General features: G+C 49.1%; 27 protein-coding genes and 1 other annotated feature. Of the genes, 22 read left to right on the top strand and 5 right to left on the bottom strand.

From position 1 onward, the window contains the following. The 7 genes from PJK55_RS06050 (at position 1) to radC (ending at position 6,368) form a co-directional block, all read left to right on the top strand. Positions 1-1,218 carry a type II secretion system F family protein gene (locus tag PJK55_RS06050; RefSeq protein ID WP_271305100.1) on the top strand — a complete coding sequence of 406 codons (1,218 nt, stop codon included), beginning with the start codon at positions 1-3 and terminating at the stop codon, positions 1,216-1,218. A gap of 142 nt (positions 1,219-1,360) precedes the next feature. Then, positions 1,361-1,867 carry a prepilin-type N-terminal cleavage/methylation domain-containing protein gene (locus PJK55_RS06045; RefSeq protein WP_271305099.1) on the top strand — a complete coding sequence of 169 codons (507 nt, stop codon included), beginning with the start codon at positions 1,361-1,363 and terminating at the stop codon, positions 1,865-1,867. Positions 1,868-1,953: 86 nt separating this feature from the next. Beyond that, a complete protein-coding gene (locus PJK55_RS06040) occupies positions 1,954-2,706 on the top strand; it encodes a prepilin peptidase (RefSeq protein WP_271305098.1) in 753 nt (250 codons plus the stop codon). A gap of 13 nt (positions 2,707-2,719) precedes the next feature. Then, positions 2,720-4,285, top strand: coding sequence for a pilus assembly protein PilM (gene pilM, locus PJK55_RS06035; RefSeq protein WP_271305097.1), 1,566 nt, complete (start codon positions 2,720-2,722; stop codon positions 4,283-4,285). Further along, the gene (locus tag PJK55_RS06030) at positions 4,282-4,989 is read left to right on the top strand and encodes a hypothetical protein (RefSeq protein WP_224860438.1); all 708 of its coding nucleotides are present in this window, start codon (positions 4,282-4,284) and stop codon (positions 4,987-4,989) included. Before pilM ends, PJK55_RS06030 begins: the two co-directional genes overlap by 4 nt. A 141-nt stretch (positions 4,990-5,130) precedes the next feature. Beyond that, the gene (locus tag PJK55_RS06025) at positions 5,131-5,715 is read left to right on the top strand and encodes a Maf family protein (RefSeq protein WP_271305096.1); all 585 of its coding nucleotides are present in this window, start codon (positions 5,131-5,133) and stop codon (positions 5,713-5,715) included. Between the two features lie 23 nt (positions 5,716-5,738). Further along, complete coding sequence (radC, locus tag PJK55_RS06020; RefSeq protein ID WP_214695326.1) at positions 5,739-6,368, top strand: RadC family protein; 630 nt, start codon at positions 5,739-5,741, stop codon at positions 6,366-6,368. A 173-nt stretch (positions 6,369-6,541) separates the two neighbouring features. Here the strand turns inward: radC and PJK55_RS06015 are convergent, their stop codons facing one another. After that, the gene (locus tag PJK55_RS06015) at positions 6,542-7,075 is read right to left on the bottom strand and encodes a recombinase family protein (RefSeq protein WP_271305095.1); all 534 of its coding nucleotides are present in this window, start codon (positions 7,073-7,075) and stop codon (positions 6,542-6,544) included. A gap of 175 nt (positions 7,076-7,250) precedes the next feature. On the opposite strand from PJK55_RS06015, the gene PJK55_RS06010 reads away from it, so the two are divergent. The 15 genes from PJK55_RS06010 (at position 7,251) to PJK55_RS05940 (ending at position 19,189) form a co-directional block, all read left to right on the top strand. Continuing rightward, on the top strand, positions 7,251-7,622 hold the full coding sequence (locus PJK55_RS06010; protein ID WP_271305094.1) for a hypothetical protein: 372 nt from the start codon (positions 7,251-7,253) through the stop codon (positions 7,620-7,622). Further along, positions 7,619-8,839, top strand: a complete 1,221-nt coding sequence (locus tag PJK55_RS06005) for a hypothetical protein (RefSeq protein WP_271305093.1) — start codon at positions 7,619-7,621, stop codon at positions 8,837-8,839. Before PJK55_RS06010 ends, PJK55_RS06005 begins: the two co-directional genes overlap by 4 nt. 164 nt (positions 8,840-9,003) lie before the next feature. Beyond that, positions 9,004-9,444 carry a hypothetical protein gene (locus tag PJK55_RS06000; protein ID WP_271305092.1) on the top strand — a complete coding sequence of 147 codons (441 nt, stop codon included), beginning with the start codon at positions 9,004-9,006 and terminating at the stop codon, positions 9,442-9,444. A gap of 198 nt (positions 9,445-9,642) precedes the next feature. Continuing rightward, entirely contained in the window at positions 9,643-10,680 is a 1,038-nt protein-coding gene (locus PJK55_RS05995) for a rod shape-determining protein (RefSeq protein ID WP_214695333.1), read from the top strand. A 13-nt stretch (positions 10,681-10,693) separates the two neighbouring features. Continuing rightward, positions 10,694-11,584, top strand: a complete 891-nt coding sequence (gene mreC / locus PJK55_RS05990; protein ID WP_214794306.1) for a rod shape-determining protein MreC — start codon at positions 10,694-10,696, stop codon at positions 11,582-11,584. A 1-nt stretch (position 11,585) separates the two neighbouring features. Further along, positions 11,586-12,080, top strand: coding sequence for a rod shape-determining protein MreD (mreD, locus tag PJK55_RS05985; protein WP_083600174.1), 495 nt, complete (start codon positions 11,586-11,588; stop codon positions 12,078-12,080). A 5-nt stretch (positions 12,081-12,085) separates the two neighbouring features. After that, positions 12,086-12,754, top strand: coding sequence for a septum site-determining protein MinC (locus tag PJK55_RS05980; protein WP_251126502.1), 669 nt, complete (start codon positions 12,086-12,088; stop codon positions 12,752-12,754). Positions 12,755-12,759: 5 nt separating this feature from the next. Then, complete coding sequence (gene minD, locus PJK55_RS05975; protein WP_214789320.1) at positions 12,760-13,617, top strand: septum site-determining protein MinD; 858 nt, start codon at positions 12,760-12,762, stop codon at positions 13,615-13,617. Between the two features lie 43 nt (positions 13,618-13,660). Next, positions 13,661-14,986, top strand: coding sequence for a ribonuclease E/G (locus PJK55_RS05970; protein WP_271305091.1), 1,326 nt, complete (start codon positions 13,661-13,663; stop codon positions 14,984-14,986). A gap of 55 nt (positions 14,987-15,041) precedes the next feature. Further along, positions 15,042-15,114: a sequence feature (ribosomal protein L21 leader region), on the top strand. A 15-nt stretch (positions 15,115-15,129) separates the two neighbouring features. Further along, positions 15,130-15,438 (top strand): 50S ribosomal protein L21, encoded by a 309-nt coding sequence (gene rplU / locus PJK55_RS05965; RefSeq protein ID WP_015881153.1) that lies wholly within the window; start codon positions 15,130-15,132, stop codon positions 15,436-15,438. A gap of 3 nt (positions 15,439-15,441) precedes the next feature. Then, a complete protein-coding gene (locus PJK55_RS05960) occupies positions 15,442-15,777 on the top strand; it encodes a ribosomal-processing cysteine protease Prp (RefSeq protein WP_015881154.1) in 336 nt (111 codons plus the stop codon). A 12-nt stretch (positions 15,778-15,789) separates the two neighbouring features. After that, a complete protein-coding gene (rpmA, locus tag PJK55_RS05955) occupies positions 15,790-16,071 on the top strand; it encodes a 50S ribosomal protein L27 (protein WP_015881155.1) in 282 nt (93 codons plus the stop codon). A 66-nt stretch (positions 16,072-16,137) separates the two neighbouring features. Continuing rightward, the gene (locus tag PJK55_RS05950) at positions 16,138-16,578 is read left to right on the top strand and encodes a Spo0B domain-containing protein (protein WP_214789314.1); all 441 of its coding nucleotides are present in this window, start codon (positions 16,138-16,140) and stop codon (positions 16,576-16,578) included. Then, entirely contained in the window at positions 16,579-17,868 is a 1,290-nt protein-coding gene (gene obgE / locus PJK55_RS05945; RefSeq protein WP_074035227.1) for a GTPase ObgE, read from the top strand. 43 nt (positions 17,869-17,911) lie between these two features. Next, the gene (locus PJK55_RS05940; RefSeq protein ID WP_214789311.1) at positions 17,912-19,189 is read left to right on the top strand and encodes a hemolysin family protein; all 1,278 of its coding nucleotides are present in this window, start codon (positions 17,912-17,914) and stop codon (positions 19,187-19,189) included. Between the two features lie 43 nt (positions 19,190-19,232). Here PJK55_RS05940 and PJK55_RS05935 read toward each other — a convergent pair whose 3' ends face one another. The 4 genes from PJK55_RS05935 to PJK55_RS05920 form a co-directional block, all read right to left on the bottom strand. Then, positions 19,233-20,006: an NUDIX domain-containing protein gene (locus PJK55_RS05935; RefSeq protein ID WP_214789309.1), complete on the bottom strand. Its 774-nt coding sequence runs from the start codon at positions 20,004-20,006 to the stop codon at positions 19,233-19,235. Between the two features lie 119 nt (positions 20,007-20,125). Beyond that, positions 20,126-20,704, bottom strand: coding sequence for a DedA family protein (locus PJK55_RS05930; protein WP_214789306.1), 579 nt, complete (start codon positions 20,702-20,704; stop codon positions 20,126-20,128). Between the two features lie 107 nt (positions 20,705-20,811). Then, positions 20,812-21,351, bottom strand: coding sequence for a transcription repressor NadR (locus PJK55_RS05925; protein ID WP_214789303.1), 540 nt, complete (start codon positions 21,349-21,351; stop codon positions 20,812-20,814). Continuing rightward, positions 21,329-22,459: a cysteine desulfurase family protein gene (locus PJK55_RS05920; protein ID WP_214789300.1), complete on the bottom strand. Its 1,131-nt coding sequence runs from the start codon at positions 22,457-22,459 to the stop codon at positions 21,329-21,331. The genes PJK55_RS05925 and PJK55_RS05920 overlap by 23 nt, the downstream gene beginning before the upstream one ends. Positions 22,460-22,498 lie beyond the last annotated feature (39 nt).

Genomic DNA, 22,498 nt, shown 5'->3' with positions numbered 1-22,498 from the left:
ATGGCGATATTTCAGTACGAAGGAAAGCTCCTGAACGGGAAGCGCAAGAAAGGTCGCATCACGGCCGTCTCGCTTCGGGAGGCAAAAGATAAGTTACGCCAAGAATCGATTCTCGTGACAGACTTGTCCGAACTCGAGTCGACCGGCTTAAACAAAGAGGTCAACATCCTACCGGAACGGGTCAAAATTGAACATCTAATCATGTACGTCAGACAGTTCGCGACGCTCATCAGAGCAGGGGTGCCGATTGTTCGTGCGACGTCCATCTTGCGGGTACAGACCGAATCGAAAGTCTTGAAGAAGACACTCAGTCAAGTCGAGGATGACTTGAAAGAAGGGATTGCCTATTCCGAGGCGATCAAAAAACATCCACGCGTCTTTTCGAACTTCTTCAGTTCGATGGCACTTGCCGGGGAGACGAGTGGGAACTTGGAGGAGGCGCTCGACCAGATCGGGCTCCAACTCCAGAAACAATATGATGTGAAGCGGAAAGTCATCTCCGCCTTGACGTATCCGTTGGTCGTCTCGATTGTCGCCATCGGCGTTGTCGCCTTCTTGATGGTGAACGTCGTTCCGACATTCGCGAGCATCTTCGGTCAACTCGGCGGTGAGCTTCCGCTCATCACGAGAATCGTTGTCGCCGTTTCAGACTTTATCGCGGCGTTCTGGTGGCTTTTACTCGCCATCGCTATACTCGGGGTGCTTGTATTTACGTGGATGTTGAAGCGAGACCGGGAACGATTTGTTATCGATCGATTACTGCTCAAGATGCCGATTTTCGGGACGATTGTGACGAAGTCGCAAATCGCGCTACTCACGCGAAGCTTGGCCGTTCTGTTACAGGCGGCTGTCCCGATTTTGACAGCCATCGAGATCACGGAACGCATCGTGTCGAACCGTGTCATCCGAAAAGGATTGACGGAAGCGCGAGAAATGATGGCGCAAGGGATCCCACTCCACGAACCGCTCATGCGCAACTCAAACTTTCCACCACTCATGACCCAAATGATTGCGGTCGGGGAAGAGAGTGGAGATTTAGATTCGATGTTGAACGAAGTCGCCGAGTTTTATGAGACGGAAGTCGAGACGACGACGGATCGACTCAAGTCGATTATCGAACCGCTTTTGATTGTCGTCTTAGCGAGTGTCGTCGGGGTGATTGTCATCTCGATCGTCGTTCCGATGTTCCAAATCTATGGCGATATTCAAAATCAGTAAACTTAATATGCAGAGTTTTGAAAATATACCTTTTCAATACTATATTTAGAAGGTATAGTAAAATTGTTCTACTTCTAGTTTAGGTATTTTGTAATACATCTAGCTTACATGCAGCACAACACACAAAAGGGGAGAATGAATCATGGTAGAGAAATTAAAAATGATTTGGCAAGATGCCAAACAGTTAAAAGATGAGCGTGGACTTACACTCGTCGAGTTGCTCGTCGTCGTTGTTATTTTAGGAATTATCGCAGCCATCGCGGTTGTTGCGATTGGTGGGATTATTGAGAACTCGAAGAAGGATGCAATGGTTGCAGATGCGAAGCAAATGGTGAGTGCGGCGAAGTTATATACGGCATCGAATCCTGTTAGTGCAGCAAAAACTATGAAATTTACTGATGCATCTACTGGAGATGTAGATGGGACTCAGTACGTAGATAATTTAAAAGATCCTTTTTCTGATGCAAATGCTACTTATACGTCTGCTGTTGTTACAATTTCACCGGCAGCTAATGGAAAGTATACTTACGCAGTTAACGTTGTAGGTACTAAATTTACTTTAAATGCTGCAAGTGAATCAGCAGTGAAAAAAGATAACTTATCAGCTACTTCTAGCACAGGAACGGGTGCCGAAGGCAAAGAAGAATAACATATCACTCCGGCTGGCGCTGGGCACTCGCTCAGCCTAGCCGGTTTTCTGTTTTTGGCATATACTGACAAAAGGAGGATCCTCCCTTGATTGAATTGATTGGATTCTTGTATAGCATCGTCCTCGGGGCGGTCATCACGTCGTTCACCAACGTCGTCGGGCTCCGCGTGCCACGTCAACAATCCATCGTGACGCCGCGGTCACATTGTCCGTCTTGCGGTCACGAATTGTCACCGTGGGAACTCATCCCGATTTTCGGCTATCTCGCTCTCAGCGGGAGATGCCGTGGGTGTGGCGAGCGGATCGCGCCGACGTATCCGATCTTTGAATTGCTCGGAGCCATCGGATATGGCTATAGCTTTACGGTTTACGGATTTAGTATGACGACGCTCCTCGCGTTCGCCTTCTTATCGACGTTGTTGGCCCTCGCAGTATCTGATTTATCGACGATGCTCGTGCCGAACGTTATCTTGCGGATTACCTCACCGATATTACTCGTCCTTACCTATGTGGCAGGGGCCACGTGGTGGTCACCGCTTGCTGGAGCACTTCTCGGATTTTCTCTTTTAGCGACTGTCTTTTTCGTCTCAAAAGGGGGACTCGGGGCAGGGGACGTCAAATTGTTTACTATGATTGGTCTCGTGCTCGGCCCTCGTGATGTCCTCGTCGCGTTGTTCTTGTCGAGCTTGATCGGAGCGGTTGTCGGAGTGGGCTTGATCGCCTCAAAGAAAATTGGACGAAAACAACCGATTCCGTTCGTGCCATCGATCGCGCTCGGGACGATGTTGACGTTTTGGTTTAGTGAAAGCTTTTTTGATTGGTATTTTGAGTTGATGTAGGGGGAAAACGATCATGAGTCGTGGGATAGAGAAAGGGACGGTCACCTATTTTTCGTTTGATGCACTCAGCATCCACGGTGCCGTCATCAAGCAAGGTGTGTTCAAGCGAAGCGCCTCGGTTCAGTTGGCGAAAGATGCATATGGCGAAGGGAAAATTCTCGACGAGACGGCATTCAGTCTCGCCTTCGACGAACTCTGTCGCAAATTAAAAGTCCGTCGCGGTATGATGTGTGCAGTCGCGTTGGATGAGACAGAAGTGTTGTCACGGAAAGTCGAGATTCCTTCTACGATTCCGAAGGATGAGATTCGTGGCTACTTATTCATGGAAATCGGTAGTTCCATCATCTTACCGTTCGACGACGTGTCGTTCGATTATGAAGTGTTAGGTGAAGACGGGGTCAAGACGGACGTCATGCTTCACGCCGTATCGATTGAGCTGACGAAGTCGCTCCGATCTTATATGAAAAAACGTGGGCTCGCTCTGAAGAAGATCACACCACGCTCGGTCGCGGTCGCAAACGGCGTCATGCGCTTGTCAGACATCGATTCGCTCCAGTCGACGCTTATCTGGCATGTCACGCCATTCTCGCATCAATTGTTGGTGTTAGAAGAAGGACAGATTCGCTTCATTCGTTCCATCGAGTCAGACCTTCCGTACCAAGTCGGGACGAAAGACGGCGTCGTGACGTATACATACAACGGAACGGATGAGATGAAAGCGAACCAGATGGATGACTGGTTGAACGAACTCGCCCGTTTCCTTGATTTCTATCGTTACTCGCTACGGACGGATGGTCGAGCGATTGACCACTTATACGTCTCGGGAACGGTTCCTGAAGTGGACGATCTTGTTCACATGATTCAATCCGAGTCCCTCGTCTCCGTCACACGGGTCGAACAACCGCTCGCGATTGCCCATGGGACACCGCTATCACATCAGATGCTTCCTTTACTTGGTATGGCGACCCTTCAACGTGACCAGGATACGAACTTTATCAACTCGACCGATGTGACGCTCCGTTGGCCAATCGTGACGGGACTCGTCGCACTTCTCCTCGGAGGAGGCGCGGCCGGTTATCTGTATTATGAGGTGGGGCAATTGGAAGCGGAACAAGCACGTATTGAAGAGGAACTCCAACTTGTCGAGATTTATCAAACCGAACAGGTGAACTCGAAAGCACAACAAGTGCTCTCGCTCGACCAGACCGTGACGGCGTTGACGGACATGGAGAAAGATGCGGTGCCGGCACTTCGGGCGCTGACCGAACAATTGCCTCCGACGGGTTACGTGTTGACGTATAACTACGCGGACGGATCGATTATGAGCGTGCGGACACAATTTGAGACGCTTGAAGATTTGAACGCCTTCCAACGTTCGCTTATGACCGATGAACGCTTCCTTGACGTGAAGCTTCTCGGCGTGACGACCGAATTGAAGTCGGCAGAAGAGGAAGAGGAAAATTCATTCGAAGAAGACCCGCTTCCACGCTACATCGGAGAGTTCACGTTCATGTTCCAAGACGTGGAGGAAGAATTGACTGAAGAAGAGGGAGCAGATGCGGAGGTGGTGAGTCAATGAAGCGTTCGACAATTTATGCGTTATTTGCGATTTGCCTCCTCGCAGCCATCGTAGCACCGGCTTACTTCGGTTATACGTACTTCATCAAACAAGGAGAAGTCGAGGCGCTTGAACGTGACCTCTCGCTCGAACGGACGAAGCTTGAACTGTTGCGTCAAGAAGGGAAAGCCGTTGACGTGGCAGACTCACAAACACTCCAGACACGCGTTCCGACAGCTCCTGCACTCGACACGGTCGTCGAGGCGCTGTCTCAGGCAAGCCTGCTGGCTGGCGTCGATGTGACAAGCATCGCCTTCGCGGACGGTTTAGTGGCCGAGTCAGAGGTACCAGAGACGGTCGAACCGTTCAATCCGGCCGACGTCAGTGAGACGAATGAACCGGCTGAACCGACGGACGTCGCACCGGTCAACGCCTCGACAATTCGTTCGACCGTGACCCTTCAGGCCGAAACGTATGATGCCCTCGTTTCGTTCTTGGAATCGATTGAGTCGATGAACCGTATCCATGTGTTGCGGACGATTCAATTCACAGGACCAGCCGAGACAGGACCAAATACGGTCGAAGAAGTACAGGCGCTTGATTTTACGGTCGAGCTGGATGCCTTCTATCGCCCGGACCTCGATCAACTCGTTCCAGATCGTTACATCCCGGAACCAGCTTTCGAACAGAAAGATATCCCGGTTTACGACTATACGACACCATGAATCGACACGTCCCTTCAGAAATTGAAGGGGCGTTTTTTTCGACCCGAGTGATTGTGTTTACGACGCGCGTTGCCTACAATCAACAGAGAAGTGTGAAACGGCAAGGAAGCCCGTTTTAGAAGAAGAGAAGGAGTCGATACAATGAATTCAACACAGAAGCGTGTCATTCTCGCCTCGATGTCACCACGACGTACGGAGCTACTGCGTAAAGCGGGAATCGAGCATGAGGTCATCCCATCGAACGTGACGGAAGGGACGGACGGCAAGGAGTCCCCGAGCGATTACGTCGCCCGTCTCGCGCGTGAGAAAGCGATGGATGTGGCACGGGATCATCGAGATGCTATCGTGATCGGCGCGGATACGGTCGTCGTCTTAGACGGCGTCATCTTGGAGAAGCCAGCGGACCGTGAGGATGCGAAACGGATGCTCGAACGCTTATCCGGCTCGACCCATGAAGTGCTCACAGGCGTGAGCATCATCGGTGCGACGCAGGACTTGTTCGTCACGACGACGCATGTGACATTCGATGTGATTCCGGAGAGTTGGATGGAAGATTACCTTGATTCCACAGAACCGTACGACAAGGCGGGAGCATACGGCATCCAAGGGTCGGGTGGTCTTTTCGTTGAGAAAATCGAAGGTGATTTTTATAACGTCGTCGGCTTGCCGATTCATCCGCTTGTCAAGACGCTCGACCGGCATGGGGTGACGCCTCGCTTCCTGTGAATGCCTTGAAAGTAGGTGAAGGAATGACCATGGTGATTGACCGTAGTGTAGAGACCGCCATCGCCAGATTGCTTCAAATCGGAGGGCGGGGACAGGACCCGATGGAGACGGCACGCCGTATCTCGGACGTGTATCCGACGTTACGGGCGCTGTCACAGGCGTCCGTCCATGACTTGTGCAAAATCGAAGGGATGACGAAGAAGAAGGCAGAGCAACTCCTGGCCGCATTCACGATTGGAATTCGATACGTCGAGGAACCGAAAGCGAGTATGCCGACGATTCGGTCGCCGCAAGATGCGTATGAGTTGTTGCGAGATGAGTTGCGGCTACTGAATCAGGAGCATTTCGTCTGTCTGTATCTCAACACGAAAAATCAACTAATCGCTCGAAAGACGCTCTTTGTCGGTGGGCTCAATTCGTCGATTGTGCATCCGCGTGACGTGTTCCGCGAAGCGCTAAAGTTATCGGCGGCGTGCTTTATTGCCGTGCACAATCATCCGAGCGGGGACGCGACGCCGAGTCGGGAAGACATCGAGGTGTCCGAACGATTGGTTGAAGCGGGTAACATCGTCGGCATCGCATGTCTCGATCATGTCATCATTGGGGAAGATCACTACGTTAGTATGAAGCAGCGGGGATATATGAATGGGTGAGAAGTGGAGAGCAGGCATCGTGATGTCTGCTTTTTAATTTTTATGGTCTAACAATTTGTTGTTTCCCGAAGATGATGTTTTGTAGTTGCGCAAAATTTGCTTTGGTCATAATTCTTTCATAAGCGACTTTATAAACTTCATCGTTCAATTTTATAGCCATCATAATTACCGCTTCAATCTCGCCTAGAATTTACTTCAAAGCGCTTTTGGTCGTTCTTTCTGAAACCGTAAGGAGCAGGAGCGGGCCATTCACTTTGTATTGCTTTTTCAATCTGGCCAAGTCGTACACGTTCGTCTGAGTTTGCAGATTCGCATTCCGCAATGGCAGCTACGATTGTGATGAACATACGGCACATAGCAGTCGAAGTGTTATAGACTTCTGTTGCTGAGCGGAATTGGCAATTGTGTTTCTCTAGGAAGTCTAAAATGCCATGTAAATCACGTACACTTCGAGTAAGTCGATTGAGTCGATAAACCAATAGCACACCGATTAACGCATCCTCGATGTCTTTCATCATTTTCTTTATTGCTGGTCGCACAGTAGATTGTCCAGAAATTCCTTCGTTCACATAAAACTTAATCGGTTCCCATCTCTGAGAGACACATAATGCCTTTAGCCTATTGCGTTGTCTAGAAATTGAATAGCCTTCAATTGCTTGTTTTTCCGTCGAAACTCTGATGTAAAGTCCCACACACTTTTGAATCATTTTTTATTTCTTCTCTAACAAATCTTATAAAACTTATATATATAGACAGTAATAATATCCAATATTATGAATTAAATAAAAAGTACAAAAATATACAACAAAATGTTTGGAAAAATGTAGTAATGACCGATAAAAATACTATAATTGGAATAAAACTGTTTTAGGAGGGTGTGCTATGTATAAGAGTTTAGAGGATATGCCTCCACAATGTCCTCCGGCAGATGTCATAGCTGGAGATAAAGAGCCAGTCTTTAGATTCATTGTGGGTGATTCATTAGATGAAATAGATTTTTTGAACCATGTCGAGAGGAATATTCAGTATCCTCCAGCAAAAAAATGTGAATCTTTAGCATTATCATTCATGACTGAAGAATCTGCTGTCAAACTAATGCAACAAAAATTCCCTAAGTTTCGAAAAATGAATGTAGCAAAAGGGAGAATAACTAAAGATTGTGGGGTACATAATATTCAACGACAGCATCTTAATCTATGGTTATTTAAAGACGTCGAAATGATGAACATATTTATCGAGGGGGAGGAAACGTGAAAATCACATATGACGATATTAACTCTTTTGAAATCGCGCATATATTCGAGTACTACGATTTTCCTCTATTCTTCATTTCGTCGTCTTCAAATAAATATTATTTAAATTATTACGTAGATGAACTAGATAGCGGAGAGCATAAGTGGATTTTTAGTGAGATTACCAATATGGAGAGATTAAATTTATTAAACCAGAGAATTTCAGTAATCACTATTTTAAATAAGTTAAAAGATTCTTTGAGGTTAAACTATTTATTTATTGACCCTACTAAAGATTCTACAGATATTCTTAAAATTGATAGAATTACCGAAACCAACTTTGATCAAGAGAGTTTCCCGTTAGAAGATTATTGGGTTGAATACGATCATCATCTACAAAAGGAATTGAAAAAATCTACAGAGATAGAACTAGATGCATCAAAGTTTAAAATTGTGTTGAAAGATGCCGCAAACAGTCATGACATTGCTCTTGATTTCTTTGTCGGTATTTTACAACAATTTAAAACAGCCTTTAATGATATAGCGAGTGACATTTATGAACGAACAACAGGGGTATCTAATGGAGCAAACATCGGATTGAAATTGGATTCTCTCCAACCTTCTTCTTTCGGTGTATATCTAAAATCTGAAGATGATTTATTTGGAACAAACAAGAAGGTATTAGGTCACTTTTTTGAAGTCATAGATATGATCGAGAACCAAAATGCAGAGGACATAATTGAGTTCATTGATCAAGAAGACTATTCACTTAGTACGTTAAAAAGCATTAATGACTTATTAAAAGAAATAAAAAACAATAAATACTCTATCTCATTTAAATCTAAAGCTGAAACTGATCAATCAGCTATAGAAGTTGGATTTGATCGTTCTTCGTATTCGAAAGTTGATGTAATTAATAACAAATTGTTAGATGTTACTTTAGAGAGAGAAGAAATTGATGTTGTAGGGGTGTTGAGAACAATCAATACGTCAACTAACTATTTTACGATTGACAGTCCTGAACAAGACTTCAAGGGGAGAATGTCAAAAGAACTTTTTAATAAAGTCAAAAACGATCTTAACAAATTCACAGTTCCATATGGAATAAATGCAAAACTGATTAAAGAAACTAGAACAGAGCTCGCTAATAAAACTAGCCGAGTGAAGTTCGTTCTCGAGTCTTATAGACAAACCGATGAAAAATTAGTAGAAAAAATAATTGAAGAGGATAAGTCATGAAATCTTTTCTAGATATACGTCCGATTAAACGAAGACAATCTCCACGTTTCCTTACAACAAATAATCTTGCATATATTAAAGAAACTATGATTAAGAAAAAGGGATATACAATTTCCTCCAATTGACTCTTGGACTTTGATAAGATATCAGGTGAGGTGTTCAACATGGAAAAAATCATTTGGTTGTTCATGCTTGGTATATCGCTCATCGTGAGCTACGTCCAACTAGACACGACCATCTTCTCGCTTGTCCTGTTCGTCCTATTTTTATTTGTGAGTACGGCGCTATTCCTTCGGTTCGACGAGGACCACTGGCTCGACCGTGTCTCACCAATCGTCGGTGTCGGGCTAGGTGTTCTATCGCTCATCGCCTATCTTGGTCTTGTTATGGTCTCTTTCAATGAACTTGATCAACTCGGCATCTGGACGGTGCTCGTCCGCTTACTTCTTATGTATGTTGGAATCTACATATTTGTCATGACGACATCGAGCTTTTTAGCCGGAGCGACGCGCGTGAAACCGTCCCGCTTCTTTCGACCGACTCTCATCTTTTCGGTCTTCTTTTACGGAGCGATGCTTCTACTCCCGCTTCAACCAGGTTTGTAACCGTTCTCTCTTAGGCAGACGCCTACTCGCGTCTGCTTTTTTTGATTTGCCTTTTTCCTCAAAAGAAGGCAAACTAGTAGACGGTGAGACAGGACTGAGATGCGGTTATTGTAAATAACCTGTAATCGAATGAACGTTTTCAAACATGATTTTTCCGTTATAATAAAAAATAGTGTAACGAAGAGAGGAGCAACACCTATGTTTCGTAGTTTTAACCGAGAAATCGGAATCGACCTTGGAACGGCTAACACGCTCGTTTACGTAAAGGGTCAAGGAATTGTTGTTCGTGAACCGTCCGTTGTGGCGTTCCGTACAGATACAGGTAGAATTGAGGCCGTTGGTAACCAGGCCAAAGATATGATTGGACGTACGCCAGGGAACGTCTCTGCTCGTCGTCCGATGAAAGACGGCGTTATCGCTGACTTTGAAACGACAGCAACGATGATTAAATACTTCATGGAGCAAGCTCAAAAATCAAAAGGCGGTTTGTTCTCATCGAAGACGAACGTCATGATTTGTGTACCAAGTGGTATCACGTCTGTTGAAAAACGTGCTGTCGAAGACGCTGCGAAACAAGCAGGCGCTCGTGAAGCATACACAATCGAAGAACCGTTCGCGGCAGCAATCGGCGCAGGTCTCCCGGTTTGGGAACCGACTGGCTCTATGGTCGTGGATATCGGTGGCGGTACGACCGAAGTCGCAGTGATCTCACTCGGCGGCATCGTGACAAGCCAATCGATTCGTGTCGGTGGTGACGAAATGGATGACGCCATTATTCGTTACATCAAAAACAAGTACAACCTCATGATTGGGGAACGTACGGCCGAGACGCTCAAAATGGAAGTCGGTTCGGCGCGCATCGACGCATCGAACGAGGCGGAGAAGATGGAAATCCGTGGTCGCGACCTCGTGACGGGACTTCCGAAACAAATCGAAGTGTCGTCTACAGAAGTATGCGAAGCACTCTCGGATACAGTCGAAGCCATCTTGGCAGGTGTCAAGCAGACGCTTGAACAAACACCACCAGAACTCGCTGCTGACGTAATGGACCGTGGAATCGTCTTGACAGGCGGCGGCGCGCTCCTCAAAAACTTGGACGACGTCATCTCAGACGAGACGCACATCCCGACACTCGTTGCGGATGAGCCACTCGACTGTGTAGCAGTCGGTACAGGAAAATCTCTTGAAATGATGGACGTCCTCCGTTCGAAATCAGGCATCTCGTCACGTCGATGAGAGGTGAGACACGATGAGCCGATTTGTACGCAATAAAAAGCTCATCATCACGCTAATTGTACTGATCTTGTTTTTCGTCATTTTAGGGGTTTCGATTCGAGGACGATCGGAATCAGCCTGGTACCAAGACGTCACGCGTGATGTGGTCGGCACGTTCCAGCGAGTGTTCGCGGTACCAATCGGATGGATGGACTCGACGGTCTCATCCATCTCGGACGTCCGCGACATCTACGAAGAGAACCGCCAACTAAAAGAACATTTGGCGAAGTACGCCGAGGTATCGGTTGAGGCAGATGACTTGCGCCGTGAGAATGAGGAGCTTCGAAAAATGGTCGAAGCGAAAGACAAGTCGTTACGCGACTTCGACCTCATTCCTGCGGAGGTCATCGGTCGGACACCGAACGATTGGCAACGCTACGTCACCATCAACGTCGGTTCTGAACGCGGCGTTGAGAAAGGCATGGCCGTGACCGCAGCGAGCGGAATGGTCGGCCGTGTCATTCAAACGAGTGCCTATACGTCACAAGTGCAACTGCTCAGCGACAACAACCGGACGAACAACGTCTCGGCTGTCGTCAAAGATGCGGACGGCAAAGCGACATATGGGACGATTGATGGGTTCGATACGGAGACGAACGAGTTGTTCTTCACGAAAGTATCGAATAGCGTCAAGTTGAAAGAAGGAGAAATCGTATCGACCTCTGGACTCGGGGGACGTTACCCGGCCGGACTCGTCATCGGAACGATCGAGTCGATCGAGACGGATGAATATGGCGTCTCGCAAGTCGCTCGAATCAAACCGGAGGCCGACTTCAATGAGTTCTCACAAATGTACGTGATTGATCGGACACTAGACGAACCGTTTCTAACGGGTCCCGAGGAAGGAGGAGCAGCGGGTGAGTAACATGAAAGTGTTCATCGCCCTGTTCCTCCTTTTTCTTATTGAAGGAACATGGGCATCGATTTTCTCGTGGCACTATGCCACGCCCTATCTCTTATTGACGTTGATTGGGCTGATGTTCGTCAGTCTGTATGGCAGATGGGAGACGGCGCTCGGGTTCGGTCTTGTATTCGGGCTGCTGTATGATATCGTCTATACCGACTTGCTTGGAATTTATGTATTTACTTTTTCACTCATTCCTCTCTTAGCCAGCTTCGTGTTAAAATATATAGGTGAGAACTTCTTCTCCGTCACCATCACCTTTACGTTCATGATTGTCGTATTCACAGTTGCGATATACGGGATCATGGCGGCGATTGGTGGGACGTTGATGACGATTCAAACACTATTGATTGAACAGATTCCAGGGACCGTGCTCGTCAATGCCATCGCCATCGTGATTCTTTATTATCCGATGATGCGGTATGTGACGATCCGACCTGTTGTGAAAAGAGGGTAGCCATGATGGAGCGTAAACGACACATTACGATTAAAGGACATCGCAACGGAATTGCCATCCACTTCAATCCGAAGAGTGGCATCGACGAGGTGCTTACGGACTTTGAAGCGACATTACAAGAAATGGAGCCGCCGTCCGGTAAGATTGCCCTGAAGTTGCACGCGGGTACTCGTTATCTTGACGAGGAGCTGACACGTCAAATTCGTGAGGTCGTCGCTCGTCATGGCGTTTTTTATATTGAAGACTTGTCGAGCGATGTCATGTTGACGGAAGAAGCGAAAGCAACGTACGGCAGAAAGACGTTCCACTACCATAGCGGGACGATTCGCAGTGGGCAGGTCCTCACGTTTGATGGTTCGGTGCTTGTGATCGGGGATATCAACCCTGGCTCAGAGGTCCGGGCGACAGGAAGTATTTATTGTTTAGGCACGATACGAGGAAATGTGCGTGCTGGTGTCGAAGGATGGGAAGAAGCGGTCATCACCGCGAGCCTACTCCATCCGAAGTTTTTGGCAATCGGCGAACACGTTCTCACGTCCGACGATGAAGAAGAACTTCCTGAGATTGAGATGGGTTGTGCGTACCAGACGAATGACGGGATCGAGATGACACGTCTCCGCCACGTCATGACCGGTCTGAAAGACGCATATGCAATGGAATTACAGAGAGGGTGAGTGGAATGGAGCAAGTAGTGGAGCCTGTACATACAGAAAAAGAAGTGAAAAACGGCAGAGCCATCGTCGTGACATCAGGAAAAGGGGGCGTCGGCAAGACGACGACGACCGCCAACATCGGGACGGGGCTCGCCTTGTCTGGACACTCGGTCTGTCTCGTCGATACCGATATCGGGTTGCGTAACCTCGATATCATTCTCGGACTCGACAACCGGAGCATCTATAACCTCGTCGACGTCATTACAGGACAATGTAAATTGAACCAGGCGCTCGTTCGCGACAAACGGTTCGAAGAGATGTACTTGCTTCCGGCCGCACAGTCAAAAGACAAGACGTCGGTCAATCCTGAGCAAGTGAAAGAGATTGTCGACCAATTGAAGACGGAATATGATTTCGTCTTGATTGACTGCCCTGCGGGGATCGAGCAAGGATTCATGAACGCGATCGCTGGGGCGGACGAGGCAATCGTCGTCACAACGCCAGAGAAGGCGGCCGTCCAAGACGCGGACCGCATCATCGGGATGCTCGAACAAGCGAATCACATCGAAGCGCCGAAACTGATTGTCAACCGGGTGAAAAATCATCTCGTCGAATCAGGCGATATGCTCGACATCGATGACATCATGCGCATCTTGTCGATCGACCTCCTTGGCGTCGTCATCGATGATGAGGAAGTCATTGCCGCTGCGAACCGTGGGGTACCGGTCACGATGAACCCGGACAACAATGCCGGACAAGCGTACCGCAACATCACGCGCCGCATCCTCGGTGAATCAGTCCCGCTCATGTCGATTCAGACGGAGACGGCACCGGTCGGCTTCTGGGCACGACTCATGATGAAATTTGGAATGAAAAAAGCGTAAAGGCAACGAAAGTTGCCTTTTTCTGTCGAAAGGAGAGGTGCACATGAAGTTAATCTACGAACGAACACCTTCCATCGAACGGGCGATGCTCGTAGACGGGGAACGTTTGCTCGAAGTCGAGGAACGCTTCGTCGACCAGTTGTCGGTCGGTACGATCGTCGAGGCTGCGATTGAACGGATTCATCCGTCACTCGGGGCGGCTTTTTTGACGGACGGGGAGACGACGTTCTTTTTACCGATTGCGGAGACGCTTCGCGCGCTCGCCTCGTATCCGGACGTGCCAGCGATCGGACAAGCGGCTGTCGTCGGGGAAAAACGACTCGTGCAAGTGACGAAAGAAGGCATCAACGGCAAGCATCATAAGGTGACAGAAAACATTCGGTTCGGTGGACGCTATCTCGTCTACTTCCCATACGGTCGTCGGAAGTTGTTCAGTCGAAAGCTCGACCTCGTCACGCAGGACCGCCTCTCGAAGTCGGTCGCCCTTTCAGAAGAGGAAGGGGTCCTATTTCGGACGGAGGCCGGCCAAGTGGCACCAGACGCCTTACAGGAAGAACTCGACTTGCTTCGTGATCGTGCGAAAACCGTGATTGAACAGCGCTACGGTCAAGACGAGCTACTATGTGAACATTTCGTACGCCGTCATGCGGTCGAATCAGTCCTTTTGAACGACAAGGAAGGACAGGCGCGCATTGAGCGACTCGACGTCCCTGTGAAACGTCATATCGGCAAAGGACGAATCCCGGAGGCGAAACGTCTCGATGGGATGATTGAAAAGCTCGAAAGTCGTGCCGTCTGGTTAGATGGTGGCGCGTTCGTCTTGATCGAACAAGTCGAGACGATGACCGTCATCGACGTCAACAGCGGGAAGAACGTCGCCGTCAAAGATAAAGGACGTGCGGCCGATACGATCAATGAAGCGGCACTCTATACGATTATGGAACAGTTGCGCTTACGTAATATCGGCGGGATGATCGTCATCGACTTCCTCCGTGGTTCGAAAGAAGGGCAGACCCGACTGCTCAAGAAAATGAAAGAACTCGGGGCACGCGACCCACGTCGTGTCGAAGTGTACGGATTCACACGGATGGGATTGTTTGAAATGTCGAGGGAGCGGACCGGACGCTCGATTCAAGACCGGATGACCTATGCGGGCAAGCCGTCGAAGCTAGCCGTTTTCTCGCAGTTTGAACGCGCGCTCCTCGATCTCAGCGGGCAATACGAGGCGGTCGTCCTCTCGCTACCGAAAAAGTGGCACGACGCTTCCTGGCTTGAATTTGACATCGACGTCCATCTCGTCGAAGGGGATCCGGAGTTTGTCTTTTACGGGACGTCTGCAGAATGTCAGAATTTCTTATCTCGCCGTTGACAATGAATAATTGAGAGTGGTATTATCTATAACGTTAGTTCGTTTGGAAGCACCCAAATGGCTACAACCGCACAGAACGGGTTTTAAAGGTATTTGCCCTGCCCAGGATGGCGAGTCTGAGTTTAACAAGGAGGTGCACGTATATGTACGCAATCATCAAAACTGGTGGTAAGCAAATCAAAGTTGAAGCAGGTCAAGAGATCTACATCGAAAAACTCGATGCTGATGTCGAAGGTACTGTAGAATTCGGTGAGGTTCTTTTCGTTGGTGGTGACGATGTTAAAGTCGGCGCTCCACTCGTAGAAGGCGCTAAAGTTGTCGGTACTGTGGTAAAACACGGCCGCGCTAAGAAGATCACTGTCTTCAAAATGAAAGCTAAGAAAAACTACCGTCGTAAGCAAGGTCACCGTCAGCCTTACACGAAAGTTCGCATCGAGAAAATCGAAGCGTAAGCTATGATTCGGGTCAAGGTAAGACGAGACGAGGCGAAGTCGATTCGCTCCGTCGAAGTGACTGGTCATGCCAATTTTGCAGAACCTGGTTCTGACTTGGTGTGCGCCGGTGTTTCAGCCATCATATTTGGTGCCTATAACGCCGTCGAAACGCTTGCGGGTCAATCGCTTCTTGTAGAAATGGCAGATCAAACAGAGGGTGGTTACTTTTATGTCGAGACGTATCCTGACTTATCACCGCAGGATATGGAACGCACCCAACTGTTATTAGAAGGGATGCTCGTGCAGTTAGACACGATCGCCCAAAGCTACGGTGAATATATCCAAATTGAACAATAGGAGGTGGACCTCATGTTACAATTGAACCTTCAGTTCTTCGCTTCGAAAAAGGGAGTTGGTTCGACTAAAAACGGTCGTGACTCAATTTCGAAACGTCTCGGTGCAAAACGCGCTGACGGACAAACAGTTTCAGCTGGATCAATCCTTTACCGCCAACGCGGTACAAAGATTCACCCAGGTGAAAACGTTGGCCGTGGTGGCGACGACACTTTGTTTGCGAAAGTTGACGGCGTAGTACGCTATGAGCGTCTTGGTCGCGACAAGAAACAAGTGAGCGTTTACCCAGTCGCGTAAGTTGAACGACGCAGAAGACTCTAGCCACTTTTTTGGTTAGAGTCTTTTTTTCTAGGAGAGGATCAAATGGATTCAGAACAGACACTCGAGCTCTTATCGACCGTCCGTCACGAATGGATGAATCGGCTTCAATTGATCTCGCTCTATGCGGCACTCGATCCGACTAAGCTAGAGGAACTTTACGAACGCTATCGGAAACAGGCCGACGAGGAGAGTGCGCTCGTTCGCCTGAACGTGCCACAGACGAGCCTTGTCGTGATTCAAGCGAATTGGGAAGGACGGATGACGTATACGATTTCGACCGACCAACTCGCCATCGATGATGCGCGAGTGGCAGAGATGCTTGTCCGATTGTTAGAAAACACGGACGGGCCGATTCATGTGACGTTCACGGACGGACTGATGGTTCGCGTCACGGGAGATGTCCCGGAAGACGTGCTCACGTCAGCCGATGTGTACGAACAGAACGTAGCGATGACTACGTTTCACATAAAGGAGGGGAAATAAATGTTTGTCGATCAGGTTAATATTTTTGTAAAAGCTGGAGACGGTGGGAAAGGAATGGTTGCCTTCCGCCGCGAAAAGTATGTCCCAGATGGTGGACCTGCAGGTGGTGACGGTGGTCACGGTGGAGACGTCGTCTTCGAAGTAGAAGAAGGATTGCGCACACTCGTTGATTTCCGTTATTCGAAGAAGTTTATCGCCCATGATGGCGAAAAAGGAATGTCAAAAGGGATGCACGGACGTAAAGCGAAGCCGCTCATCGTCAAAGTCCCACCTGGCACAATCGTATTCGACGCAGAGACGGATACGGTCATCGCCGACTTGACGGAGCACGGACAACAAGCGACGATCGCCAAAGGCGGACGTGGCGGACGCGGGAACTGTCGTTTCGCGACACCTGCCAACCCGGCTCCAGAAATCGCTGAGAACGGTGAACCAGGTCAAGAGCGTGAGTTGCGTCTTGAGTTGAAACTCCTCGCAGACGTCGGACTCGTCGGATTCCCGTCTGTCGGGAAATCAACGCTTCTGTCGGTCGTCTCTTCGGCACGTCCAAAAATCGGGGCGTACCACTTCACGACGATCACACCGAACCTCGGTGTCGTCAAGACAGCGGACGACCGCAGCTTCGTCATGGCCGACCTTCCAGGACTCATCGAAGGAGCAAGCCAAGGCGTTGGGCTCGGTCACCAATTCCTTCGTCATATCGAACGGACGAAAGTGATCGTTCACATGATCGATATGAGTGGGATGGAAGGACGCGATCCGTTCGAAGATTACACGACGATCAACCGTGAGCTCGAGTCGTATAACCTACGCCTCCTCGAGCGTCCACAAGTCGTCGTGGCGAACAAAATGGATATGCCGGACGCAGAGGAACATCTCGAAGAGTTCAAGAAGAAGGTAGGAGACGATGTCAAAGTCTTCCCGATCTCTGCTCTCGCACAAGATGGTCTTCGCAACTTGTTGATCGAAGTGGCGAACTTTGTCGATACGACACCTGAATTCCCACTCGATGAGCTTGAAGAGAAGACAGCGACGCCTCGTGTCGTGTATCGTTATGAGAAGGAAGAGAAAGGCTATCAGATTCACATCGATGAGTACGATCGCTTCGTGATCACGGGCCCTCGTATCGAGAAGCTCTTCAAGATGACGAACTTTGACCATGATGAGTCAATCAAGCGATTCGCTCGTCAAATGCGTCAGATGGGCGTCGATGATGATCTTCGTAAGCTTGGTGCCGAAGACGGCAGCGTCGTTGCGATTCTCGACTTCGAATTCGAGTTCGTGGAGTAAGAAAAAAATTATTTGTTAAGAAGAAACGGAGTGTGAAGCTAACGTGGACCCTGTGCCCTCGTCAAGTTTAATTCTATATGTAGTTCTCATCATGTTGTCAGCGTTTTTCTCATCAGCAGAAACGGCGCTTTCAAGTGTAAACCGTGTTCGGATGATTCGGATGGCAGAAGACGGCGACAAAGCCGCTAAACGCGTCCTCAGTCTCGTCGACCGCTTTGACGATACGCTCTCGACGATCCTCGTCGGGAACAACATCGTCAATATCGGTTCGGCGACGGTATCGACCGCCATCGCCACATCAATTTTCAGTGGCGGTACGGGTCTTCTCGTGTCGACGTTCGCGACGACGGTCATCATCTTAATCTTCGGTGAGATCTTACCGAAATCGCTCGCCAAAGAATTTGCGGAGAAGTATTCGCTTCTCATCAGCGGGATTCTCGTGTTCCTCGTCAAAGTCCTCAAACCGGTGACGATGATCTTCACTGGCTTGAAGAAGTTGACGCTTCGGATGATCGGGATGAAAGCCAAGGAGCCGTCAGTCACGGAAGAAGAGTTGAAAGTGCTCGTCGATATGGGAGAAGAAGAAGGTGTGCTTGGTGAGACGGAAGCTGAGCTCGTCCATAGCGCCTTCGCCTTCAACGATATTACCGTCGATGACGTCTTGACGCCGCGAATCGATATTTTGGCAGTCGACATCGACGATTCGCTCGATGAAATCAAAGACACGATTTTCAGTGGTGGACATTCACGTTTGCCGGTCTACAAAGACTCGATTGACAACGTCATCGGTGTCTTGTCAGAACGTGACTTCTTGCGTTCGATGATGAAGGATGAAGTGACGGATGTCCGTTCGCTCATTCGACCGCTCACGTATGTGTCACCGCAGACGAAATTGATTGAACTACTTCCGATTCTCCAACAGAAACAATCTCACATGGCTGTCGTCCTCGATGAATTTGGGGGCACGGCGGGTCTGATCACGTTAGAAGACATGCTCGAGGAGCTCGTCGGCGACATCTGGGATGAGCACGACGAATCTGTCGTCTATCTCAGACGTCTCCGTGAAGGCGTATACGAGTGTATGGCTGACATGAACGTCGATGAATTCGCCGAAGAGATGGGGATTGCGGAACCAGACGTCGATTCCAACACGATGGGCGGTTGGTTCGTAGAATTACTCGGCGACATCCCGGAGAAAGGTGCGCAAGTGACGTATCAAGACTTGACGTTCACCGTTCTCCACGTGGAAAAACGCCGTGTCCGGAAACTGTTAGTGGAGACTGGACAATCACAGCAAGAAGACATGCAAGAAGAAGCATAAAGAAAAGGGATGATTCGCCACGAGCGAATCATCCCTTTTTGTGTTAGACCGATTGGCGCTCGATGCGCTCAATCAATTCGTATGGACGTACTTTATAGATGGCGTATGGCATATAGACGGGATCAATCGCATCGAGGAAGCGCATCTGGAAGTGCTCCCGTTTGATATAGTCGCCGACATTATGAGCATCGACTTTGTGGAATCCGACTTCTTGCGTTTCTCCGGCTTGTGGTCGAAGTTCTCCAGACACATATTTCGCGCGGAACGTGACGCAGAGGACACGGGACGATACGTTTTGATAAATCCCGGTGATGCCTTCTACTTCGATTTTCACACCTGTCTCTTCGTCCACTTCACGGTGGATTGCGTCGACGAGCGATTCATGTTCTTCGACCTGTCCGCCCGGCATCTCGAACGAGTCGTTCCGATGCATGTTTTTGACAAGGAGGACCTCACCCGCTTCGTTCGTAATATACGCCGTCACACAAACGATGGCACGCGGCGGCGTATAGTGACCGGTCGGCATCATGAACTCTTCGCTTGACTTGATATACAAGTCTTTTCCGAGGCGGGCCCGTTTTTTCATGGCATCCCGTCTTAACGCGCTGCCGCGATAATCTCGCTCGACTTGCTCATAGTGTTCACGGTCCCGATATTCCCATAATGCCATGACCTCGGATTTGTCTTCGGTCACCCAGCGTCCGACGAGGCGAGCGCCATGGGACGCTTGAATCGGATAGATGTATGTATGGAAGAAGTCGGTGAATTCTTGCAGGCGTTCAGGTCGAATCGTATACGTTTTACGGCGATGGAACATGGTGATTCCTCCTTTTTCGTTGTGCGGTGTCCTGTATGTGTGACCGCGATTCGCTTACATAGTTCTTATTCGACAGATGTGAGCGTTTCCCTTTGCAACAAAAAAAGAATCAGCGCTGGTTACGCTGATCCTTTCACATGTTTTGGTTGCTGGCGAAGATGGCGGACGACGAGAACGATTCCGATGGCCAGTGCCAAGAAGGGCAGGATGTCGTCCATGAAATGACCGATCATGCGCCAGTTGTTGCCGAGCATCATCCCGACATGAATGAAGACGAATGACCAGACGGCGAAAATGAGTGTCGTCACCGACAAGAATTTTCGGAACGACAGGCGCATCACGCCCGCACTCACGGCGAACAGTTGGCGCCAGAAGAGACTGAGGCAGACAATCCATGCCCCGTATTTCTCAAACCAGCGCTCGGCACGAAGCTGCTTGTCTTGGCGAATCCGGAAATATCCATACAGCTTCAAGGCGACGGGACGTCCGCCGTATCGACCAATCCAGTAAAGACCAATCTGACTGAGCGTGAAAGAGAACCACGCCAGTAGGAATGTTAGGAAGAAGGACGCGTCATGTGAATCGACGAGAAAGCCACCATATGCGAGAACGAGTTCGTTCGGGATGAATTGAATGAAGATACCGATGGGAATGCTGAAAACACCGCATACGGCGAGCATGTGCTCGAGGACGTTCATGACGAATCCTCCTTTCGAGTTGATTTCAGGAAAGTTGTTCCATCCATCAGTATAACGGACATGACTGAAAAGAAAAAGAAGAGATGTCACATATTCGTGACGTCTCTTCAATCTAATTCAGATACGAGGATACCGAGCCGGTCGAGCTCTTTCACGGCGGCATCGATTGCTTCTTGATGATCGGCTTCAAGTGTATGGACGTGTAATCCTCCGGTCAGTTGAGAAAGCGGAGAGGCACCGTGCGCTTTGACCCGTTCGAGGAAGGCACGGACGTCACGTCGGCTCTTCACCATGAGTTGTCCGGTGATGGATCCGTAAACAGGGTGATCGATGATGACGTCTTTGATGGTGACCCCTTCATCGACGATAGCATTCATTTCTGCCTCCATCTCCTCTGCCGTATGGCGGCAAGCCACCTTTTTCGAATAAGTAGACGGGGTGAGGTCACCTTGCAAATAGACGTAACCACGAGCGGTCGCGACGATTTGGTGACCTTTTGCTTTTAAGAGCGACAAGTCTTGGACGATGACTTGGCGACTGACAGATACGTGCCTCGCCAGTTCAGATCCTGTGATCGGTTCATTGCTCGATTCGATCAATTGAAGTAAAGTGCGACGGCGTTCTTCACCGGCTAAACGTTTGTTCATGATGTTCGACTCTCCTTGCTAAAGTGACGATGGCATCGGCGAGGGCCGATGTGTCTTCGACGGTCGTTTGCGCGCCGAAGGAAATGCGGACGAGTCCGTGGCATGCGCTCGTCTCATATCCGAGTGCTTCAAGCATGCGGTTCGGTCCATTCTGACCGGCGCGGCATGCGGACCCGGCTGATACTTGGAACCCGAGATCGTCGAGCTCGGTCATCCACCATTGTCCATCGCGTTGATGAGATACGAAGGAGAAGATAGCGGGACTTTGTTCGTCAAACTCGAGCCAATGGACATACGCTGACGTCTTCTCTTTCAAGATAGCACGAAATGCCATGAAATTTCTCTGAAAACGTGTCAATTGCTCCTGACGTTCCCCGAGCGCTTTGACGAAGGCGCTGATTCCGGGAACATCGATCGTACCTGGGCGAATCCCATATTGATGATGACCTGGGTAGTAAGGTGGTGGAATCAAGCGTTCCATATAGAGGGCACCGATTCCTTTTGGCCCCCCAACCTTATGGGCACTGAATGAGTAAGCGTCGATTCCCTCTACGGAAATCGGGATTTTCCCAAGTGCCTGTACGCCGTCCACGTGAAAGAGGATCTTCTTATATTTGAGAAGACATTGGATATGGTGGAGCGGTAACACCCAACCTGTGTCGGAATTGACGTGCTGGAGAGTGACGAGTCCGATGTCACGGTCAAGTAAGTGCGTGAACGTATCCATATCAAACTTTCCGTCCTTCAGTTTCAACCGATGGACGATGACCCCTTCTCGTTCCCATTCTTCAAGTAAGAGGGCAACCGAATCGTGTTCGTGCCAGGACGTGATCACTTCTTTCCCCTTCATTCGTTTCCGCAAGCTCGTCAGTGCGATGTAGTTACTCTCCGAGCCACTCCCGGTGAATAATAATTTCCCTCGTAACATATCAAGCCCGAGCGCCTGTTTGATCAAACGTCGCGCCTCTGTCAAATAGTCTTCAGCCATATATCCATGTGCGTGGAGTGATGATGGGTTCCCATAAACGTTTTTGGCCATAGCCACGTAATGGTCTAATGCTGCATGTGTCATAGGATGTGTAGCGGCGTAGTCGAAGTAGCGGTTCATCATGGACTCCCCTTTTCTCATGTTGTCTTCTACACAAAA

Origin of the sequence: Exiguobacterium sp. MMG028, assembly GCF_027947425.1 — a bacterium.
GTDB classification, from domain to species: domain Bacteria; phylum Bacillota; class Bacilli; order Exiguobacteriales; family Exiguobacteriaceae; genus Exiguobacterium; species Exiguobacterium aestuarii_A.
Note: the sequence above shows the minus strand (reverse complement) of the source record. Positions and strands in the feature narration are given on the sequence as shown.

Bases quoted from the DNA above. Each gene is read 5' to 3' on its own strand.
- PJK55_RS06050 (WP_271305100.1), top strand. From the start codon at position 1: ATGGCGATATTTCAGTACGAAGGAAAGCTCCTGAACGGGAAGCGCAAG.
- PJK55_RS06045 (WP_271305099.1), top strand. From the start codon at position 1,361: ATGGTAGAGAAATTAAAAATGATTTGGCAAGATGCCAAACAGTTAAAA.
- pilM (WP_271305097.1), top strand. From the start codon at position 2,720: ATGAGTCGTGGGATAGAGAAAGGGACGGTCACCTATTTTTCGTTTGAT.
- PJK55_RS06030 (WP_224860438.1), top strand. From the start codon at position 4,282: ATGAAGCGTTCGACAATTTATGCGTTATTTGCGATTTGCCTCCTCGCA.
- PJK55_RS06025 (WP_271305096.1), top strand. From the start codon at position 5,131: ATGAATTCAACACAGAAGCGTGTCATTCTCGCCTCGATGTCACCACGA.
- radC (WP_214695326.1), top strand. From the start codon at position 5,739: ATGACCATGGTGATTGACCGTAGTGTAGAGACCGCCATCGCCAGATTG.
- PJK55_RS06015 (WP_271305095.1), bottom strand. From the start codon at position 7,075: ATGATTCAAAAGTGTGTGGGACTTTACATCAGAGTTTCGACGGAAAAA.
- PJK55_RS06010 (WP_271305094.1), top strand. From the start codon at position 7,251: ATGTATAAGAGTTTAGAGGATATGCCTCCACAATGTCCTCCGGCAGAT.
- PJK55_RS06000 (WP_271305092.1), top strand. From the start codon at position 9,004: ATGGAAAAAATCATTTGGTTGTTCATGCTTGGTATATCGCTCATCGTG.
- PJK55_RS05995 (WP_214695333.1), top strand. From the start codon at position 9,643: ATGTTTCGTAGTTTTAACCGAGAAATCGGAATCGACCTTGGAACGGCT.
- mreC (WP_214794306.1), top strand. From the start codon at position 10,694: ATGAGCCGATTTGTACGCAATAAAAAGCTCATCATCACGCTAATTGTA.
- mreD (WP_083600174.1), top strand. From the start codon at position 11,586: ATGAAAGTGTTCATCGCCCTGTTCCTCCTTTTTCTTATTGAAGGAACA.
- PJK55_RS05980 (WP_251126502.1), top strand. From the start codon at position 12,086: ATGGAGCGTAAACGACACATTACGATTAAAGGACATCGCAACGGAATT.
- minD (WP_214789320.1), top strand. From the start codon at position 12,760: ATGGAGCAAGTAGTGGAGCCTGTACATACAGAAAAAGAAGTGAAAAAC.
- PJK55_RS05970 (WP_271305091.1), top strand. From the start codon at position 13,661: ATGAAGTTAATCTACGAACGAACACCTTCCATCGAACGGGCGATGCTC.
- rplU (WP_015881153.1), top strand. From the start codon at position 15,130: ATGTACGCAATCATCAAAACTGGTGGTAAGCAAATCAAAGTTGAAGCA.
- PJK55_RS05960 (WP_015881154.1), top strand. From the start codon at position 15,442: ATGATTCGGGTCAAGGTAAGACGAGACGAGGCGAAGTCGATTCGCTCC.
- rpmA (WP_015881155.1), top strand. From the start codon at position 15,790: ATGTTACAATTGAACCTTCAGTTCTTCGCTTCGAAAAAGGGAGTTGGT.
- PJK55_RS05950 (WP_214789314.1), top strand. From the start codon at position 16,138: ATGGATTCAGAACAGACACTCGAGCTCTTATCGACCGTCCGTCACGAA.
- obgE (WP_074035227.1), top strand. From the start codon at position 16,579: ATGTTTGTCGATCAGGTTAATATTTTTGTAAAAGCTGGAGACGGTGGG.
- PJK55_RS05935 (WP_214789309.1), bottom strand. From the start codon at position 20,006: ATGTTCCATCGCCGTAAAACGTATACGATTCGACCTGAACGCCTGCAA.
- PJK55_RS05930 (WP_214789306.1), bottom strand. From the start codon at position 20,704: ATGAACGTCCTCGAGCACATGCTCGCCGTATGCGGTGTTTTCAGCATT.
- PJK55_RS05925 (WP_214789303.1), bottom strand. From the start codon at position 21,351: ATGAACAAACGTTTAGCCGGTGAAGAACGCCGTCGCACTTTACTTCAA.
- PJK55_RS05920 (WP_214789300.1), bottom strand. From the start codon at position 22,459: ATGAACCGCTACTTCGACTACGCCGCTACACATCCTATGACACATGCA.